This is a genomic window from Staphylococcus sp. TCBT05, assembly GCF_055179755.1.
This window is the reverse complement of record NZ_JBUQDQ010000005.1, coordinates 584,976-603,884: the sequence shown is the minus strand read 5'-3', so window position 1 is coordinate 603,884 and position 18,909 is coordinate 584,976. Positions and strand designations below refer to the sequence as shown.

The following is an 18,909-nucleotide window of genomic DNA, read 5'->3' as shown; positions in this document are numbered from 1 at the left end:
AAACTCCTTACCAATACTTAGTTAAAAATTGTTTATATTTATCAAAGTATAAATACGCTCTAATAGTTTCCGTTATATTAATACCGATATACACTAATACGATGAGTTGAATTGCAAAATAAATCTGTTGCGACAATTCAGGCACTAACAACGTGCTATACAGTGGCAAACCAATGATCAGCGTCACAACAATTGAACCAAACCAACACACACGTCGTGCCATGCGATTTAAATATTTTCTCGTTTCTTTACCTGGCTTCACACCTACAAAATAATTCCCACTTTTCAAGAAATCTTTAGACTTATTTCGTGTATTTAATAAAAATCTAGATAAGAAATAACCTAATATCATTTGCAGAACAATATATAACGTTATACCTATCCAATTATTGAAACTGAGCGTTTGTATATTCACATGCTTTTCAGATACAAAACTATTTACAAATAGATTTAAAAGATTATTCAGTAAGACAAATACTGAAATACTAATCATAATTGATATACTTCCTGATGGATTAATTTTCCAAGCCAAATACGTTTTTATATCTTGATTTGAAGCATTCATGATGTCTTTATAATTTGTTCTATATTCGATTAATTCCATAATTAGTAATGTTAATAACGCAATTACGATAACAACACAAATCAATACGAGTACAGTTGTACTCGCATGTAGATGTGCTAATCTTTGTTGAAATAGCGCCTTAACAATACTCATCATAACGATTGGCATTGGACCAGCAATACCATAACGCGTATTCTGATCTGCTAACCACACCAAGAACATCGTTCCAGTTACTAATACTAATAGTAATAAAAAGACATTTTCTGAATGTATTTTATCTTTAATTACATATTCATTGATGACAAAATAACCCTGTGCTAAACAAATTAATAACGTTAATATTTTCTCTTTATAATGCTTCTCTAACTTAGTCTGCTTTGCTGCTTTTTCCATATCTCGATAAGACAATAATGTAAAAATAATCATTGCCGTTAACCACGGTCCTAATCCTAGCGAGAATATATTTAACGTGCTTAAATCTCCACCAGTATTGGAAACGGCTAATTTGTAAAATGAACTAACGTCTTGATGTGTATTTTCTTGAGCAACTATAGATATATTACTTCCCAGTATATAAATGATAAGTATTAGGCAAGTAAACAATATCCTTTTATATAAGACCCTATATTCATTTTGCTTAAAAATACGTTTTACCACATTATTTTCCACAATATACCTCTTTTTTAGAAATATTATACCAAAGAGGCTAAAAACATGTATCATTTTTAACCCTGAAAAATTAATTTATTTTTTAAAATTAATTTTTCTAATGTACGATGTTTTAGCCTCTTTGTTTGATATTAATATTTATTTGTTTTAACTATACTTTATTTTTTGCTTTCTTTTTTATTCTTTCTTGATTTTCTAATCAAACCAAGCCCTGCAAGCATAGCTAATGTTGCACCAACTAAGCCATTTCTATTATCTGTATCTTTACCTGTATCAGGTAATTCTACTTTTTCTTTATGACTATTCACTGCTGATTCAGAACCATTATTAGATGTTACTGATTCTGACGTATTCACTGATGTTGATGCACTTGTTGATGCTGAATTTGATACTGAAGTGCTTAATGATGTGCTTGCACTTGTTGAATTTAATTCAGAAGTACTCATAGATGTTGACATACTGTCTAAGTCGATGTCATCCATCGATCCACTTCTTGGTACAATCACAATTTCACTTTCAGAAGCACTTAATGATGTTGATGCGCTTGTTGATTCTGATTCTGATGTGCTTAGTGATGTTGACGCACTTGTTGAATCTGTATCTGATGTGCTCAATGATGTTGACGCGCTTGTTGAGTCTGTATCTGATGTGCTTAATGATGTTGACGCGCTTGTTGAGTCAGATCCTGAATCGCTCATTGATGTTGATGCACTTGTTGAATCTGAGCCTGAACCACTCATTGATGTTGATGTGCTTGTTGAATCTGAGCCTGAACCACTCATTGATGTTGATGCACTTTCTGAATCTGATAATGAAGTACTTAGTGACGTACTTGCTGATTCTGAATCACTCACTGATGTGCTCAATGATGTTGATGCACTTTCTGAATCACTTACTGACGTGCTTAGTGATGTTGACGCGCTTTCTGAATCAGATACTGAAGTACTTAATGATGTGCTTGCTGATTCTGAATCACTTACTGACGTGCTCAATGATGTGCTTGCTGACTCTGAATCACTTACTGATGTGCTTAGTGATGTGCTTGCACTTTCTGAGTCAGACACTGATGTACTCAATGATGTTGACGCGCTTTCTGAGTCAGATACTGACGTGCTTAATGATGTTGACGCACTTTCTGAGTCAGACACTGATGTACTCAATGATGTTGACGCGCTTTCTGAGTCAGACACTGATGTACTTAGTGATGTACTTGCACTTTCTGAATCGCTCACTGAAGTACTTAATGACGTACTTGCTGATTCTGAATCACTTACTGAAGTACTTAATGATGTTGACGCGCTTTCTGAGTCAGATACTGACGTGCTTAGTGACGTACTTGCTGACTCTGAATCACTTACTGACGTGCTCAACGACGTTGATGCACTTTCTGAGTCAGACACTGATGTACTCAATGATGTACTTGCTGATTCTGAATCACTTACTGATGTGCTCAATGATGTTGATGCACTTTCTGAGTCAGATACTGAAGTACTTAATGATGTACTTGCTGATTCTGAATCACTTACTGATGTGCTCAACGACGTTGATGCACTTTCTGAGTCAGACACTGATGTACTCAATGACGTGCTTGCTGACTCTGAGTCAGATACTGATGTACTTAGTGATGTACTTGCACTTTCTGAATCACTTACTGAAGTACTTAGTGACGTACTTGCTGATTCTGAATCACTCACTGATGTACTTAATGATGTGCTTGCGCTTTCTGAGTCAGATACTGACGTACTTAATGACGTACTTGCACTTTCTGAATCACTTACTGAAGTACTCAATGATGTACTTGCTGATTCTGAATCACTCACTGATGTGCTCAATGATGTTGATGCACTTTCTGAATCTGATACTGAAGTACTTAATGACGTACTTGCACTTTCTGAATCTGATACTGACGTGCTTAGTGACGTACTTGCTGATTCTGAATCACTTACTGATGTGCTTAATGACGTACTTGCACTTTCTGAATCACTTACTGAAGTACTCAATGATGTTGACGCGCTTTCTGAGTCAGATACTGATGTACTTAATGATGTTGACGTACTTTCTGAGTCAGATACTGAAGTACTTAGTGATGTGCTTAATGATGTGCTTGCTGACTCTGAATCTGATACTGAAGTACTTAGTGATGTGCTTAATGATGTGCTTGCTGACTCTGAATCTGATACTGAAGTACTTAGTGATGTGCTTGCTGATTCTGAATCGCTCACTGATGTGCTCAATGATGTTGATGCACTTTCTGAATCTGATACTGAAGTACTTAATGATGTACTTGCACTTTCTGAATCACTCACTGATGTGCTCAATGATGTTGACGCACTTTCTGAATCACTTACTGACGTGCTCAATGATGTTGACGCACTTTCTGAGTCAGACACTGATGTACTCAATGATGTGCTTGCACTTTCTGAGTCAGACACTGATGTACTTAATGATGTACTTGCTGATTCTGAATCACTCACTGATGTGCTCAATGATGTTGATGCACTTTCTGAATCACTTACTGAAGTACTCAATGACGTGCTTGCTGACTCTGAGTCAGATACTGAAGTACTTAGTGATGTACTTGCACTTTCTGAATCACTTACTGAAGTACTTAGTGACGTACTTGCTGATTCTGAATCGCTCACTGATGTGCTCAACGACGTTGATGCACTTTCTGAATCAGATACTGATGTACTTAATGACGTACTTGCTGATTCTGAATCAGACACTGATGTACTTAGTGATGTACTTGCACTTTCTGAGTCAGACACTGATGTGCTCAACGACGTTGATGCACTTTCTGATCCTGATACTGATGTGCTCAACGACGTTGATGCACTTTCTGAATCAGACACTGATGTACTCAATGATGTTGACGCACTTTCTGAGTCAGACACTGATGTACTCAATGATGTTGACGCGCTTTCTGAGTCAGACACTGATGTACTCAATGATGTTGATGCACTTGCTGAATCACTTACTGATGTGCTCAACGACGTTGATGCACTTTCTGAATCACTCACTGATGTGCTCAATGATGTTGATGCACTTTCTGAATCAGATACTGAAGTACTTAGTGACGTACTTGCTGATTCTGAATCACTCACTGATGTGCTCAATGATGTTGATGCACTTTCTGAATCAGATACTGACGTGCTTAGTGATGTTGACGCGCTTTCTGAATCTGATACTGAAGTACTTAATGATGTGCTTGCTGATTCTGAATCACTTACTGAAGTGCTCAATGATGTTGACGCATTTTCTGAGTCAGACACTGATGTACTCAATGATGTGCTTGCACTTTCTGAGTCACTTACTGATGTGCTCAACGACGTTGATGCACTTTCTGAATCAGACACTGATGTACTCAATGATGTTGACGCGCTTTCTGAATCACTTACTGAAGTACTTAGTGATGTACTTGCTGATTCTGAATCGCTCACTGAAGTACTTAATGACGTACTTGCTGATTCTGAATCACTTATCGAAGTACTTAATGACGTACTTGCGCTTTCTGAGTCACTCACTGATATGCTCAATGATGTTGATGCACTTTCTGAGTCAGACACTGATGTACTCAAAGATGTACTTGCGCTTTCTGAGTCAGACACTGAAGTACTTAGTGATGTACTTGCACTTTCTGAATCTGATACTGACGTACTTAGTGACGTACTTGCACTTTCTGAATCACTTACTGATGTGCTTAATGATGTTGACGCACTTTCTGAATCACTTACTGAAGTACTTAATGATGTGCTTGCACTTGCCGATTCAGATGCTGATTCACTTAACGAATCGCTTATTGATGTCGATGTACTTTCTGACTCACTTAACGAATCACTTGTTGATGTTGATGTACTTGCTGATTCTGAATCACTTACTGATGTTGATGTACTTGCTGATTCACTTAATGAATCACTTACTGATGTTGATGTACTTAATGAGTTACTAGTTGACGTGCTTGTTGATGCACTTAATGAATTACTTGTCGATGTGCTTGTTGATGCACTTAATGAATTACTTGTCGATGTGCTTGTTGATGCACTTAATGAGTTACTTGTCGATGTGCTTGTTGATGCACTCAATGAGTTACTTGTCGATGTACTTGTTGATGCACTCAATGAATTACTTGTCGATGTACTTGTTGATGCACTCAATGAATTACTTGTCGATGTACTTGTTGATGCACTTAATGAGTTACTTGTTGATGTACTTAACGAAGTACTTCTTGATGTTGATGTACTCAATGATGTACTTGTTGATGTGCTTGTTGATGTACTTTTAGACGTCGAAGCACTCAATGATGTACTTGTTGATGTTGATGTACTTGTACTCGCACTTGCTGATGACACTGGATCTGTACCTGTTATTGTGCCAGTGAAATAGTTGTTATCTGTTGTTGTTGATGATGCGAATGGTGTAAATGTCCAAGTATAGTTACTTCCAGACCCGGTTATAGGTACTGTCCATGTTGTAACTAATCCTGCTCCTTGTTTTGCATAATAACCATTCATCGCATAGTCATTTGACCATGAATATCCACTACCAGTTGCTGTTATTGGTAAATTTCCATTTGGCACTGCTGATACAGTCTTACCAGTTTTATCTGCAACATAGTTGTAAGAAGTTGTCGGCGTACCGTAACCATTACCTAATGTGAACATTGGTGAATTACTTGTAGTAGTATTTTTTATTGAATAACTATTACTCATAGAAGTAGGCGGTGTTTCAACAGTTGTTGTATTCGGATTATCATACGTCACTGTATATGTGAAAGTCATATTTTGACCATCACTTGTTACAACCAATTTGTAATAAATAGGTATGTTATATCTTGTATCTGTCCCCGCACCTGTATACGTTTGTGTTTGTGATGTTGTTGCAGCAGCCGCAGCAAATGTAGATGCGCTTGTTGTAGCTAATCTACTTAATGTTCTTAGTTGTGTTGGTGCTGTGCTTGTCGATTCTGATGTTGATGTTGATAAAGTGATCGCATTTGATCCTAAATCTTCTGATGTACTTAGATTGCTTGTCTTACTGTCATCGTTTGTTGATGATTTTTCTGAACTTGTACTTCCATCTTTATCTGATGTTGATGTCTCACTCTTACTATCTGACTTTTCTGATGTTGATGTTTCGTTATCACTATCTGATTTGTCTGATGTTGATGTTTCACTTTTACTATCTGACTTTTCTGATGTTGATGCGTCGTTTTCACTCTCTGATTTGTCTGATGTTGATGTCTCGCTCTTACTATCTGACTTTTCTGATGTTGATGTCTCACTATCACTATCTGATTTGTCTGATGTTGATGTCTCGCTCTTACTATCTGATTCTTCTGATGTTGATGTTTCGCTTTCGCTATCTGATTCTTCTGATGTTGAAGTTTCACTTTCGCTATCTACTTTTTCTGATGTAGATGCTTCGCTTTCAGATGTTTCTGACGTTGATGCTTCGCTTTCACTTGTTTCTGATTTGCTAATTGCTGTTGATGTTTGATTACCTACTGTTTCACTTTGTGATGATAGTTCTGAAGTGACTGGTAATTCTGAAGCAGCTAATGCTTGTTGATTATGTAACATGTTAGCTGCAAATGCTCCACCTAATATGCCTGTGGTTTTTAATGTATTTCTTTTTACTGAGTCCCCAAATGTGCGTTTTGTTTCTTCTTGCGCTTTTTCAGTGCTCTTGCTAAAAATTGGTAATCCAAGTATCCCTAGTAGTTTAATCTCTTTTATGCCGGCTTTAACCCAATTTTTACCTGATTTGTAAAGTTTTACACGCGCTTTTTCTTCATTAAAACTCCGCTTAAACTCTCTTTCTCTCTTTGACATGATCTTCCTCTTTTCATTTTTTCTCCCAAAAACTCTAACTTTTTAAATTTCTCTAACTGTTTAAAAAAGCTCTATGATAGTACTCAAGATGTATTAACTATAAAAAGATTATGCACTATTGAATTATTTTTTCAACTATGAAATAAATTAAGATTGTATAAATTTATATTTATTTAGGTTAATGTTATAAAAAACATACACTAGTGAAATATATGACACAATATTGTAATTTTAAACTCAAAAAAAGACACACTTATTAATAAAAAGTGTGTCTCAATGTATATTATTTTTTTGTTGTGTCTTCCCCGAAATATTTGTTAGACAGTTTTTTTAATTCTCCATTATCTTTTAATGCTTTAATTCCTTTATCTATATCTTTCTTTTTGTCCTTATTATCTTTTTTAAATGGGAAACTTGTTGCTTCTACATTAATTGGCTTACCTACAAATTTTATTTTTTTATCTTTTTTATTCTTTTCAGCTGATAATACTGAGCTTGAATTGATGTAGCCATCGATACGTTGATTATCTAGATCCAACATGGCACTCTCACGATTTTCGTATGTTTTTGTTGATATTCCGTAATTATTTTTCTTATTAAACGCTTCAAGTGTTTCTGTGTGATTAGATCCCATGACACCTGCTACCTTTTTACCTTTTAAATCTGAAAAATCGTTAATTTCTTTATTATTGAGAGAAGTGACAATTTGGCTTCCAATGTATGAATAAGGATTAGAAAATTGATATTTTTCTTTTCGTTCATCTGTTACAGCAACTGCGTTAGCTACGGAATCGACTCGACCTGAATCTAACTGCCCCATAATTCCTGAAAAGTCTGCTTTCACCCATTTTACTTTATAGCCTTCTTTTTTAGCTGCTTTTTCGAAAACTTCTATATCATAGCCTACTAGCTTTCCATCTTTTTCATAAGAATTCGGGTAACTTTGTCCAGTTGTTCCAACTACGATTGTCCCTTTTTTGTTATCTGAAGAACAACCTGCTAATATAAATAGTCCCACCAACGTGAGTACTATAAGTTTTTTCATATTAATATCCTCCTGTCACAATATATGTGATTAATTCATCTGTATCAGTTACGTTGAATAAGTTTTGTATGTTACGTGCATGTTTTGTCGAAAATGTTGATAATTTTCCTACTAATTCTTCTGTTGATAATGGATTATTCGGGCTACCTTTAGGTGCATCCACGCGTTCTCGTAAAGTCTCACCTGATTTAGTTCTAATTTCTACAATTGTATATCTACCTTTTGGCAATGCATTTGTTTTTGGGATAATTTCATCATTATAATTTCGATGTACTTTAGTCATTAGTTTTTGAATGTTTGAGTCTATATTATTTTCAAAAAAATCTTCCATTGTAAGTCGATTATTAATAAGCAATGTAGCAATAACATATTCGACGCTAAATCGGCCTTCTAGTCCGTTAATCGGTCTGGTGTATTTCAATGCTGCATCACCTTGACTAGGAAATGTAACGTTAATTTGTTCTATATTATCTATTTCAATATTGAATTTACTTTGTAGTGCCATAACAGCATCAATAGCATGATAATTGGCTGAACAACATGGGTATTTTTTAAACCATAATCCTGGATTAACAATTGCCCAAGGTTCTGTATCAGTTCTCATTATATTGTCAGGCATATAAAATAATTCACTATAGGTTTCGAACAAAGCCGGTAACATATCTTTGTGACCAGTTATTATTTTTGATTCACTATATTTCACTGCCATATATGCTTTTTGTGCTGCCAACCCAATATGTAAAGGTTTAACATCAGTGCCAAATTGAGCACGTAGCCCACTCATTTCTGAGATAGCAATACCAATTGCATTAGCAATCGTTTCAATATCTAAATTCAGATAATGAGCACTTGCAACGGTTGCACCGATTATCCCAATTGTCGATGAACTATGCCAACCACTTTCATAATGGTTCTTTCCAATCGTGCGCCCAATACGTGCAGTCACTTCAACACCTATAATATAACTGTCAAGAAAGTGTCTATAACTCTGATTATTTTGATTTGAAACTGCTATAAGTGTCGGAATAATAACTGATGTTGCATGTCCTCTAACATCAGAATGTACATCGTCGTAATCTAAATAATGTAATAAATAGCCATTGACTAAGGCAGCGTCTCTTGGTTTTAACATTTGCTCATAGGCCATGATAGGACTTTGTCCATCGCCTTGTTCTTTGCTTAGCAATTGTATTAACTGATTAATTGCCTCATTATTTTTCGTGGCATATGCTGTAGCAATACAGTCTATCAATCCTTTTTGGGCGGCATAATATTCTGTTTCACCTATTTTATCTACAGACCCAATGATACTCTGGATAAAACGATACGTATCATTTACGATATACTCTCACCTCAATTCTATTTAACGGTATATTCTTTATTAATAAATTCGGCAGTTCTCTCCTGTCTTGGATTATTAAAAATTTGTTCAGGGCTACCACTTTCTACAATAAATCCGTCTTCCATAAATATAACTTTGTCTGCGATATCCTCTGCAAAGGACATTTCATGTGTAACTATAATTAATGTTTTATTTAATTTAGCTACAGATTTGATGACGTTTAATACGCCTGTTACTAATTCAGGATCGAGTGCTGATGTGGGTTCATCAAATAATAACAGTGGTGTATCAAGGGCTAATGCTCTAGCAATTCCAACACGTTGTTGCTGTCCTCCTGATAATGTTGCTGGATACTTATGTTTAAATTCCGATAATCCTACTTGTTCTAGATAATCATTCGCACGCTGTTGAATTGAGTTGTTATCTAAATGCTTATTTGTCTTTAAACCAATCGTGACATTTTGAAGTACAGTTTTATTTTTAAATAAATTATAATGTTGAAAAACCATTGCTGATTGTTTAATGAGTTGTTGTTTTTGTTTGTTTTTTACTTGCTCTACTTGTACATCAATATGATTAATAGAAATTGAGCCGCCATCTGGTTGTTCTAACCAATTCAAACATCTTAATAATGTAGATTTACCAGAACCAGAAGGGCCAATAATTGTTAATACTTCACCTTGATTCAATTCAAAATTAATATCTTTCAATACATCAGTTTGTCCAAAAGACTTCCTCAAATGATCTACTTTAATCATTTGTGACACCTCACTTTTCATATGGTTTATTCACACGTTTTTCTAATAGATTTTGCAGATAACTAAATATTATTGTTATTAACCAGTAAACAATGGCTACTGCTAAAAAGGTTTCTAAGAATTTATATGAAGCTGAAGCTAAGAGTTTACTTTTGGCAAATATTTCTGTAACACCTAATGTGAATACTAATGAGGTTTCTTTAATTAAACCGACAAAAATATTTCCTGTGGCAGGTATCGCATTTTTTGTAGCTTGAGGTAAAACAATCGAGAAATATGTGCGTGCTTTACTCATGCCTATTGAATGTGCTGCCTCAAATTGTCCTTTATCTACAGAGGATATTGCCGCTCTAAATATTTCAGCTAAGTAGGCTGAATTTTTAACGCTTAAGCCTATAATGGCAGCAGTTAGTGCATCAATAACTTTCATATCTGGTATCAATTGTGGCAAGCCATAATAGATTAGAAAGAGTTGTACCAAACTTGGAATCGACCGGAAGAATGATATATATAATAAAGCCAATTGCTTTATAACTGGAATATTGGCTTTTAGAATCAGTGCTAATACTAGTCCTCCAACAATTGATATGACTAATGATATTAATGCTAAATATAATGTGATTGGTAAAAATGGAAGTATTTTAGGAAAGCTTTCTAAAAAATATATCGGATCAAAATCCAATTGATTCATCCTCCTTATATGTAATTTCAGTAAATTGCTGTTTTAAAATTGCTTCACCTACAAATAACGATTCGTCTAATACTTTGATTAAGTATTGGGTAATGTGACCTTTACCTAGATTTGTGCTACCAAATTTTTGATAACCTCTTCGTTCATACATTTCAACAAGCCATGGATGATTGCTTGCCGTTCCTAAAGTGACAGCGGAAGAATGAAAATTTTGTTTGATGACTTGTTTTTCTATATATTCGAGCAAAGTTTTACTGATTCCTTGACCTTTATAATCTGGACTTGTAGCAAGCCACCAAATATGAGGAAAGTTATATGGACCTGGATTATGACTCCAGGGCATTCTTAAAGATATTGTTCCTATTAATTTGTTATCAACTTCATATACATAACAAATATTTTGTTTAACATTATTGCTAACTTTTTCAATCGTTGGATGTGCTGATTCAAAATGAATACCTAAATCTCTGATAGGCTTATACGCAGCATACATCAACGTAACAATCGAATTTATATCTTCAGTAGTTGCTCTACGTATAATCGACATAAATTTGAGCCTCCTTAATTATTTTTCAGTCCAAATTTTTCTCTCAGCGTCCCCGTTTTATATGTTTTTTGAACTAAATTTCTATCCTGTAAAATAGGTATAACTTGTTCAACAAACTTTTCAAATTGTGTGGGTAACAACGGTGGCATAATATTAAACCCATCTGCCGCTTTATTTACGAACCAGTCTTCCATTTTATCTGCAATTTGCTCTGCTGTTCCTATGACAATGTGATGTCCTCTTGATCCAGCAACTTGTTTCATCACTTGTTCTAAGGTTAAATCATTAGCTTTGGCTTCTTTTAATATTACTTCGAATCTACTTTGAACCCCATTCCCTATTTCAAAGTCAATATCAGCAAATGGCGTAGATAAATCGTATTGTGCCAAATCGATTTCACCTAGATAAGGCGACAGAATTTTCAACCCAATTTCTGGTAAGATTAGATCCTGTAACTGTTGATAATTTTGGTGAGCTTCTGATTCTGTGTCACCTATTACTGGAAACAATCCTGGCATAATTGATATTTGATTTTCTGTTTTATCGTAACGAAGCGCTTTGGCTTTAATATTTTCATAAAATTGCTGTGAATCTTTTAAATTACTTTGCGCAGTAAAGACAACGTCAGCAACTTTGGCTGCTAATTCTGTTCCTGTTGCTGAAGAACCTGCCTGAATCAATAGTGGTCTAACTTGTGGAGAGCGTTCAATATTTAGCGGGCCCCTAACTTTAAAATGCTTTCCGACATAATTAATGGTATGTAACTTGGAAGGATCAATAAATACACCATCTTCTTTGTTGCGTTTAAATGTATCTGATTCCCATGAACGCCATAACTGATTTGTTACATCAACAAATTCCTCGGCGCGTTCGTATCGCAACTCATGCTCCATATGCTTTGTTCCATTAAAATTTTCGGCAGTGCTATTAATTGATGAAGTCACAATATTCCATGCTGCTCGACCACCACTAATATGATCTAAAGAGCTGAAGCTACGTGCTAAATGAAATGGCTCTTCATATGTAGTAGATGCCGTGCTAGCTAATCCTATTTGTTGCGTTTCTCTTGCTAATACACTCAATAAAGTTAATGGCTCAAATCTACTCAAAATATTTGGATGTGAGGTTTCTGAAACGAATAAACTATCAGCTAAAAATAGTAAGTCAAACTTTCCTTTTTCCGCTGTTTTGGCGACCTTTATTAAATGTTCTAAATCCATTGGACCAGTTTCTGAGGCTTGTGGATGTCTCCAACTAGCAACATGATGTCCATATCCTGCTAAAAATAATCCCAATTTCATATATCTATTTTCCATTATTACACCTACTTTTATTAAATCCCGATTGGACTACTAAGAGTTAAAGATATCACTGCACATTTTAATTGTCAATTTTAATTTTTATCAATATAAATTTATATCTTTTACATTCATTTTAAAAATTGTTCAACTAAATTTATTATAATTTTTAATTACAACGGTGTTATATAGCGTTAATTTTTTAAGCATAAAAAAACTGCACCTTTGCATAAAAGGTACAGTAGATGTAGTCATGTTTATTATAGAAAAATACTGATTGCAGAATATAGTAGTAGTAAGGACATCACAATTTTAAAGGGACGGTCGAATTGCTCTATATAATTTTTTAAATAGCTTCCTAAAAAGCCCCATGCTAATAAGCAAATCCAGCCTATAAACACGGTAATGATCATATATAAATATAATATTGTGGAATCATTTGCTATCGGTAAAATAAATGCTCCTATTAATGTAGTAAAAAATAATAGCGACTTCATATTTAAAACTTGTAGAAGGAATCCTGATTTAAATGATTGGTAGGTATGTTTATTCATATTTTCTTTGCTAGATTGATAGGTTTTGTATGCTAGGTAAATTAAATAGATAAATCCTAGATATTGTAGGATAACTTCAATTTTCATTATCATATTTTCAAATACAAATAATAGGCATAAAGCAAGTACTGCTAAAAATAAAAATCCTGTTAAAATTCCCCAAATAAATTGCTTAGCCCCTTTTATACCATATGCTTTAGCTGAGTCTAATATATATAAATTGCTCGGCCCTGGTGTAATAGATGTTACAAATACATATATTAAAAATGCAGTCATATTCATCACCTCTAATGAAATTTTATGACTGCTATATTAATAAGTAAAATTAATGTTATTATTATGTCATAAATAAAATTTATAGGTGAAATAATGAACATTAAACAACTAACGATTTTAAAAACTTTATTAGCCACTCGAAGTTACACCGATACTGCTCGTACTCTAAATTACACGCAGTCTAACATTTCTCAGCAAATCCAACAGCTAGAAACAGAATTACAAAATAATTTATTTACGCATAAAAACAAACAGCTTGTCCCTACTGATTTTTTAATACAATTATTACCTTTAATCAATAATTATATAGCAACACATGAGGAAATATTAAATATCTCTAATCAAAATGTTAATAAAGGAACTTTAAAAATTGCTGCTCCTGAATCTATTATGACAACTGGACTGAGCGATGTGATTAAATCATTCATTGCAAAATATCCAGAAATAGAACTCGACATATTTAATAACTCTTGTAGCCATAATCAAAATTTATTAATGAATAGTGAAGTGGATATTGCGTTTGTAGTAAATGAAAAAATTAGTAATAAATATATTCATACACGCAAATTATCTACTGAGCAGTTGGTTCTCGTTGCGCATCCTGAAGCACCTGACACTTTACCAGAATTATTGCATCATACTATATACAATCATTTTGTAATAAATGAAAGGGATAGCACCTATCGAGTAGCGTTTGAGTCATTTATTGATTCACATAATATTGAAATAAAGAAGACAACTGAGTTGTGGAGTATTCATACAATTAAAACATTCCTATTAGATAACATTGGCTTTAGTGTATTACCCTACAGAACAGTTGCCACAGAATTACAAAATCAGCAACTTAAAATAATCTCCCCAGTTTATAGCGAATTACCAAGTTTTTACACCTTTGCATTAACTAAGAAAATGGGATGGGATAAGCCGCTAATCAAATTGTTTCTACAAGAAATGAACTTATTTACAAAAAACTAACTAGCAATACAAAAGCCCACTCTATCATTAAAATAGAATGGGCTTTATGTAGGAAGTATTACCAGTACATAAATTTACTGAAGATTGTATACCGACAACGTTCAAACTAGACATTTTTTGGGATTACAATATGATCAATAAAACTTGGCGTTGTTTTATTGAAAGCTATCTTACACACCTGTTACACCTTACAGACCTAATGCAGCTACTAAATCAACGATTGGTTTTAATAATCCAGATAACATATAATCACTCCTCTTGTTTGAAGCATAATGTAATTCTATTATAGTTTTCAGAAAATTAAAAATTTGTGTAAATAGTTATTACATACTGAGTAATATAACCTTACAATTAATTAATATTTTTATTATAATTACACATTTAATCGTTGATTTAACGGCATTCCATTAGAATATTATCGTGTAATACTCTCTTTATCATATCGATAATATTCTGCTTCATTTTCATCAATTCTTTGCTCAAAATCCTTATATAAGAAAATATTTTTTTCATTTTTTATAACTTTATACTCCAAACTTTTAGCAAATGCTGCGATATTTACAAATTCTTGTCCTTCTATTATTCTTGAGTATTTATTGTTTACTTCAATATTAAATATATATTGAGTAATTTCAGTTAAAAGGAAAAATTCATTATCAATAATCTTAGTCTGGGATTTAAATAAAGGTAGTTCGACTTTATTTAAATATACTTGAAACGGTGAGACTTCTAATCGCTCTATTGGAGTTTCTTGTGAACTAACGTATTTATCATTTTTCCCAATCACTACACCTTCTCGCGTATCATCGGTTCCACCTCTAACTAATCCTTTTTCAAGATCAAATTGCAACCCATGTACATCACCAATATAATCTTCAGGTGTTAATTCAAAAGCATGACCTTTGGCAATTAATTTAAGTATTGTACTTTGTTTAAACTGGCGTTCCCATTCTATTCTGGATGGGTTACTTGTATAGATACGCGGCTCTTCAATTGCTTGTTGGATTGTCATATCAAAGTCAATCACATTAACTAATGTTTGGACAACACTAGCAATTATACTGATTGCACCTGGTGCACCGACTTCTAATACCGGGTGCCCATCTTTAGTAACAATTGTAGGAGACATATTACTTAAAGAACGTTTATTTGCTTCAATTTCATTAATTCCACCTTCAACTACATCAAAGCCATCTATTGTTGTGTTTAATAGAATACCGTATCCAGGTATCGTCATACCTGAACCATAGATCATTCCTATTGAAGTAGTAAATGACGCAATATTTCCATCTTTATCTGTAACTGAAAAATGTGTAGTTTCAGTATGTTTTTCGTCTATATCAGTATGTGATTCAACAGAAGGAATTGCACTACCCGGTCCAATTTCAAAATTAGCATGATTCGTGTGAATGAGTTTACTGCGTTCTTTCAAGTATGTTTCATCAATTAATGCTTCAACTGGAATATCGTAAAAGCTTTCATCTGCTAAAAATGATGCTCTATCACTATATGCAATATGCATACTTTCAATCAAATGATGTAAATAATCTGTTGAACGTGGTCCCATAGCGCTTATATCAAATTGCTCCAACAACTTTAATATTTGAATAACTGTAATTCCACCAGAACTAGAAGGACCCATTCCATATATATCATATCCACGATAGTTAGATGTGACTGGTTCTTTAATTTGAATTTGATATTCCAATAAATCTTTCTTAGTAATCGTTCCACCATTTTCATGTACGATATCTACTAATTTATCAGCAATTTCACTGGTATAAAAAGCCTCAAAACCTTGATCTCTAATAATTCGAAATGTTTTAGCTATATCAGGAAATGTTATCCAATCATCTTTATGAAAATAATCTCCTTCATTATTAGTATAAACACGATGTGTTTCCTTGAATTTATTTATACGCTCAATCTGATGTTTGGAATACTTTTCAGTTGCCCAATTCGCCTTATGTCCTTTTTCTGCTTGTTCTATTGCAGGATTTATTAGTTCTGAAAGTGTTAAATTACTATAGTTTTTCTGTAGATGTTCAAATAATCTAGGGATTGCTGGTATAGCTACAGTTTTTCCATGTGTACTTAAATCAAAAAAACTTTTATGGTTACCCTTGTCATCTAAATAGAAATGTCGATCAATATTTTGAGGTGCAGTTTCTCTAGCATCAAACGCTTTTACTTTTTTAGTTTTATTATCAAAATAAAGTAAATAACCGCCTCCACCAATTCCAGAAGTAAATGGTTCTACGACATTTAATGAGAGTTGCATTGCAATAACAGCATCTATTGCATTGCCACCTTTATCCAGAATTTGTCTTCCTACATCTGCAGCTAATGGGTGAGAAATTGATATCAAACCTTCATCACTTGTTACACCTTCATCTATCACTTTATTATTTACATTCAATTAAAGTTCCTCCTATATTAGCAGAAAAGGTCGAACTCCAAAGCTAACATGAGATATTTTCAAATTATCAAATGAAATAAAATTATTATTCCATATTATCTCCTAATGTTAATATGCTTATAAGTTCGACCTATAACATACTTAATGCTATTTTTTATTCATTTCTTGCTCTACTATGTTTAAATCTTGATGTTGCTTATTCCCTGTATCTAGTAATGGGGTTACTGGTGAAGCAATTCTAAATTTATCCCCTCTATAAAACTTAATAAATTGATTTTGATTAATCGCATAGACTACCGCTCGTCTTAATGAGGCATTATCTTTAAATATGCCATTCTTACTATTTATCATTAAAAATACTGATTTACGACCATTTTTTCTAACGATACTTAAATCTTTATCAGATTTAATTAAATCAAAGTTTTTTTGATCTACATCAGTAACCATATCTATAGAGTGATTTCTAACTTCTGATACCGTGTTATCAGGGTCATCATTAAACTTCATCGTAATATGCTTAATTTTTGCAGGTCCGTATTCACTTTTTTCAGTTTCATTAAACCCTGGATTACGCATTAATGAAGCTTGATAGCTGTTCTTCTTAGTCATGATATAGGGTCCACTAGCATATAACTGATTATCCAAATGATCTTTTGATGGAATCGCACTTGCGTCACCATAATCAGGTGAATTTTTATCATTATTTATTTGGGTAACATATTTTTTAGACAAAATACCTGCTGAAGAATGTGTTAGATAGTTCACTTCTTTAGGCATAGGTTGATCTGTAGATATCTTAACAATCTGATAGTCACCTTTTTTGTTATTTACTTTATTACCATTTGTAACCAACGATTTAACTCCATGTTTTTTAATCAATTTATCATAGATTGACTTACCATCTTTACTATTAACATTTTTCAATTGATTCATATCTGCAGTTGATAATTTTTCAACATTTTTAATATGTTGATGCATATTATAAGTGTTATTATCTGGTACTGAATGCTTGTCTCTTGCCCTATCTAAAGAAAATTTCACATCGTCTGCAGTAACTCTTTCAGTTGTTTTCTTCGCTATACCTTTTTCAACCTTTGCAAAATAATCATCATCTCTTAACAAGAAATAAAATTCATCATTGGATTTAGCAACTGCATAATCTTTACTTAAGGAACCATCCGTTGTAATTTGATCATTGTCATTTAATGTTAGCAGTCGAGTATACATATTCATATCTATACCATAGACAGAAGGTGCAATTGACCGTATTGGGTCTAAGGACTGAAGCTCACCATCTTCTTGTGTCATTACAAGAGGTCGTGTATCTCTATTATTTTTGTTATTATAATCAAATTGTTGCCAAATTAATGCACGAGAGTTTGGTAAACCTACGCTTTTTGGAGATAATACTTTATTATCGTAAACTAGATTTTTCTTAGCACCATATAAAGGTGCCATATATCCTTGTTTAAAAATGACTTCATTCTCTAGTTTTTTATATGTCTCTTTTGCTTTATTTTTATCCTCTTTGCTAGCATCATTTATCATTTTATCTACATTAGCATCTTTAATTAAACTATTTGATCCTTCTGAACTAAATAACGAACTCATTGAGTAATTTGGATCACCAAATACTGTAGTCCAATCATCAATTTCAATATCATAGTTTCCCGCTTCACGTTGCGTTCTATAACTACCATAATCAGGTTGAATATTCATCTTTACGTTAAATCCAGCTGTTTCAAGTTGATCTTTAACTATATTCATATCATTTTCATAACTAGCCTGACCTAAAAATTTTATAGTAGGTTTTTCTCCCTTAACATTTACATGTTGTTTAGAATCCTTTAATTCTGATTTAGTAGGTATACTACAACCACTTAATATCATCATTAAAGCAACCATGGAAATACCAATGATTTTTTTCACATTCAGCCCT

12 protein-coding genes and 2 pseudogenes are annotated in these 18,909 nt (G+C 33.4%); 2 read left to right on the top strand and 12 right to left on the bottom strand.

The genetic code is table 11. The annotated features are described in order from the left end of the window. Positions 1–7 precede the first annotated feature (7 nt). A complete protein-coding gene (gene secY2 / locus ACY191_RS02760; RefSeq protein WP_042739373.1) occupies positions 8–1,210 on the bottom strand; it encodes an accessory Sec system protein translocase subunit SecY2 in 1,203 nt (400 codons plus the stop codon). 182 nt (positions 1,211–1,392) lie between these two features. Further along, positions 1,393–5,307, bottom strand: a pseudogene (locus tag ACY191_RS02755) (LPXTG cell wall anchor domain-containing protein); the annotation flags it as partial. A gap of 748 nt (positions 5,308–6,055) precedes the next feature. Here ACY191_RS02755 and ACY191_RS02750 point away from each other — a divergent pair. Then, the gene (locus ACY191_RS02750; protein ID WP_229366640.1) at positions 6,056–6,730 is read left to right on the top strand and encodes a hypothetical protein; all 675 of its coding nucleotides are present in this window, start codon (positions 6,056–6,058) and stop codon (positions 6,728–6,730) included. A gap of 218 nt (positions 6,731–6,948) precedes the next feature. On the opposite strand, the pseudogene ACY191_RS02745 reads toward ACY191_RS02750, so the two are convergent. The 8 genes and pseudogenes from ACY191_RS02745 to ACY191_RS02710 form a co-directional block, all read right to left on the bottom strand. After that, positions 6,949–7,065 (bottom strand): annotated as a pseudogene (locus tag ACY191_RS02745) (KxYKxGKxW signal peptide domain-containing protein); the annotation flags it as partial. A gap of 283 nt (positions 7,066–7,348) precedes the next feature. Beyond that, complete coding sequence (locus tag ACY191_RS02740) at positions 7,349–8,110, bottom strand: transporter substrate-binding domain-containing protein (RefSeq protein ID WP_229366641.1); 762 nt, start codon at positions 8,108–8,110, stop codon at positions 7,349–7,351. Between the two features lies 1 nt (position 8,111). Beyond that, complete coding sequence (locus ACY191_RS02735) at positions 8,112–9,398, bottom strand: MmgE/PrpD family protein (RefSeq protein ID WP_267868283.1); 1,287 nt, start codon at positions 9,396–9,398, stop codon at positions 8,112–8,114. A 71-nt stretch (positions 9,399–9,469) separates the two neighbouring features. Continuing rightward, positions 9,470–10,210 (bottom strand): amino acid ABC transporter ATP-binding protein, encoded by a 741-nt coding sequence (locus tag ACY191_RS02730; protein ID WP_042739611.1) that lies wholly within the window; start codon positions 10,208–10,210, stop codon positions 9,470–9,472. A 10-nt stretch (positions 10,211–10,220) separates the two neighbouring features. Beyond that, positions 10,221–10,901, bottom strand: coding sequence for an amino acid ABC transporter permease (locus ACY191_RS02725; RefSeq protein ID WP_042739610.1), 681 nt, complete (start codon positions 10,899–10,901; stop codon positions 10,221–10,223). Next, complete coding sequence (locus ACY191_RS02720) at positions 10,882–11,448, bottom strand: GNAT family N-acetyltransferase (protein WP_229366643.1); 567 nt, start codon at positions 11,446–11,448, stop codon at positions 10,882–10,884. Before ACY191_RS02720 ends, ACY191_RS02725 begins: the two co-directional genes overlap by 20 nt. A 14-nt stretch (positions 11,449–11,462) precedes the next feature. Then, entirely contained in the window at positions 11,463–12,764 is a 1,302-nt protein-coding gene (locus ACY191_RS02715; protein ID WP_042739608.1) for an LLM class flavin-dependent oxidoreductase, read from the bottom strand. Between the two features lie 242 nt (positions 12,765–13,006). Further along, positions 13,007–13,576 carry a LysE family translocator gene (locus ACY191_RS02710; protein ID WP_107512383.1) on the bottom strand — a complete coding sequence of 190 codons (570 nt, stop codon included), beginning with the start codon at positions 13,574–13,576 and terminating at the stop codon, positions 13,007–13,009. A 93-nt stretch (positions 13,577–13,669) separates the two neighbouring features. On the opposite strand from ACY191_RS02710, the gene ACY191_RS02705 reads away from it, so the two are divergent. After that, entirely contained in the window at positions 13,670–14,551 is an 882-nt protein-coding gene (locus ACY191_RS02705) for a LysR family transcriptional regulator (RefSeq protein ID WP_229366644.1), read from the top strand. 415 nt (positions 14,552–14,966) lie between these two features. Here ACY191_RS02705 and ggt read toward each other — a convergent pair whose 3' ends face one another. Continuing rightward, positions 14,967–16,970 carry a gamma-glutamyltransferase gene (ggt, locus tag ACY191_RS02700; RefSeq protein ID WP_042739605.1) on the bottom strand — a complete coding sequence of 668 codons (2,004 nt, stop codon included), beginning with the start codon at positions 16,968–16,970 and terminating at the stop codon, positions 14,967–14,969. Between the two features lie 147 nt (positions 16,971–17,117). After that, positions 17,118–18,899 (bottom strand): ABC transporter substrate-binding protein, encoded by a 1,782-nt coding sequence (locus tag ACY191_RS02695; RefSeq protein ID WP_229366645.1) that lies wholly within the window; start codon positions 18,897–18,899, stop codon positions 17,118–17,120. Between the last annotated feature and the right edge of the window lie 10 nt (positions 18,900–18,909).

Bases quoted from the DNA above. Each gene is read 5' to 3' on its own strand.
- ACY191_RS02750 (WP_229366640.1), top strand. From the start codon at position 6,056: ATGTTATATCTTGTATCTGTCCCCGCACCTGTATACGTTTGTGTTTGT.
- ACY191_RS02740 (WP_229366641.1), bottom strand. From the start codon at position 8,110: ATGAAAAAACTTATAGTACTCACGTTGGTGGGACTATTTATATTAGCA.
- ACY191_RS02730 (WP_042739611.1), bottom strand. From the start codon at position 10,210: ATGATTAAAGTAGATCATTTGAGGAAGTCTTTTGGACAAACTGATGTA.
- ACY191_RS02725 (WP_042739610.1), bottom strand. From the start codon at position 10,901: ATGAATCAATTGGATTTTGATCCGATATATTTTTTAGAAAGCTTTCCT.
- ACY191_RS02720 (WP_229366643.1), bottom strand. From the start codon at position 11,448: ATGTCGATTATACGTAGAGCAACTACTGAAGATATAAATTCGATTGTT.
- ACY191_RS02715 (WP_042739608.1), bottom strand. From the start codon at position 12,764: ATGGAAAATAGATATATGAAATTGGGATTATTTTTAGCAGGATATGGA.
- ACY191_RS02710 (WP_107512383.1), bottom strand. From the start codon at position 13,576: ATGACTGCATTTTTAATATATGTATTTGTAACATCTATTACACCAGGG.
- ACY191_RS02705 (WP_229366644.1), top strand. From the start codon at position 13,670: ATGAACATTAAACAACTAACGATTTTAAAAACTTTATTAGCCACTCGA.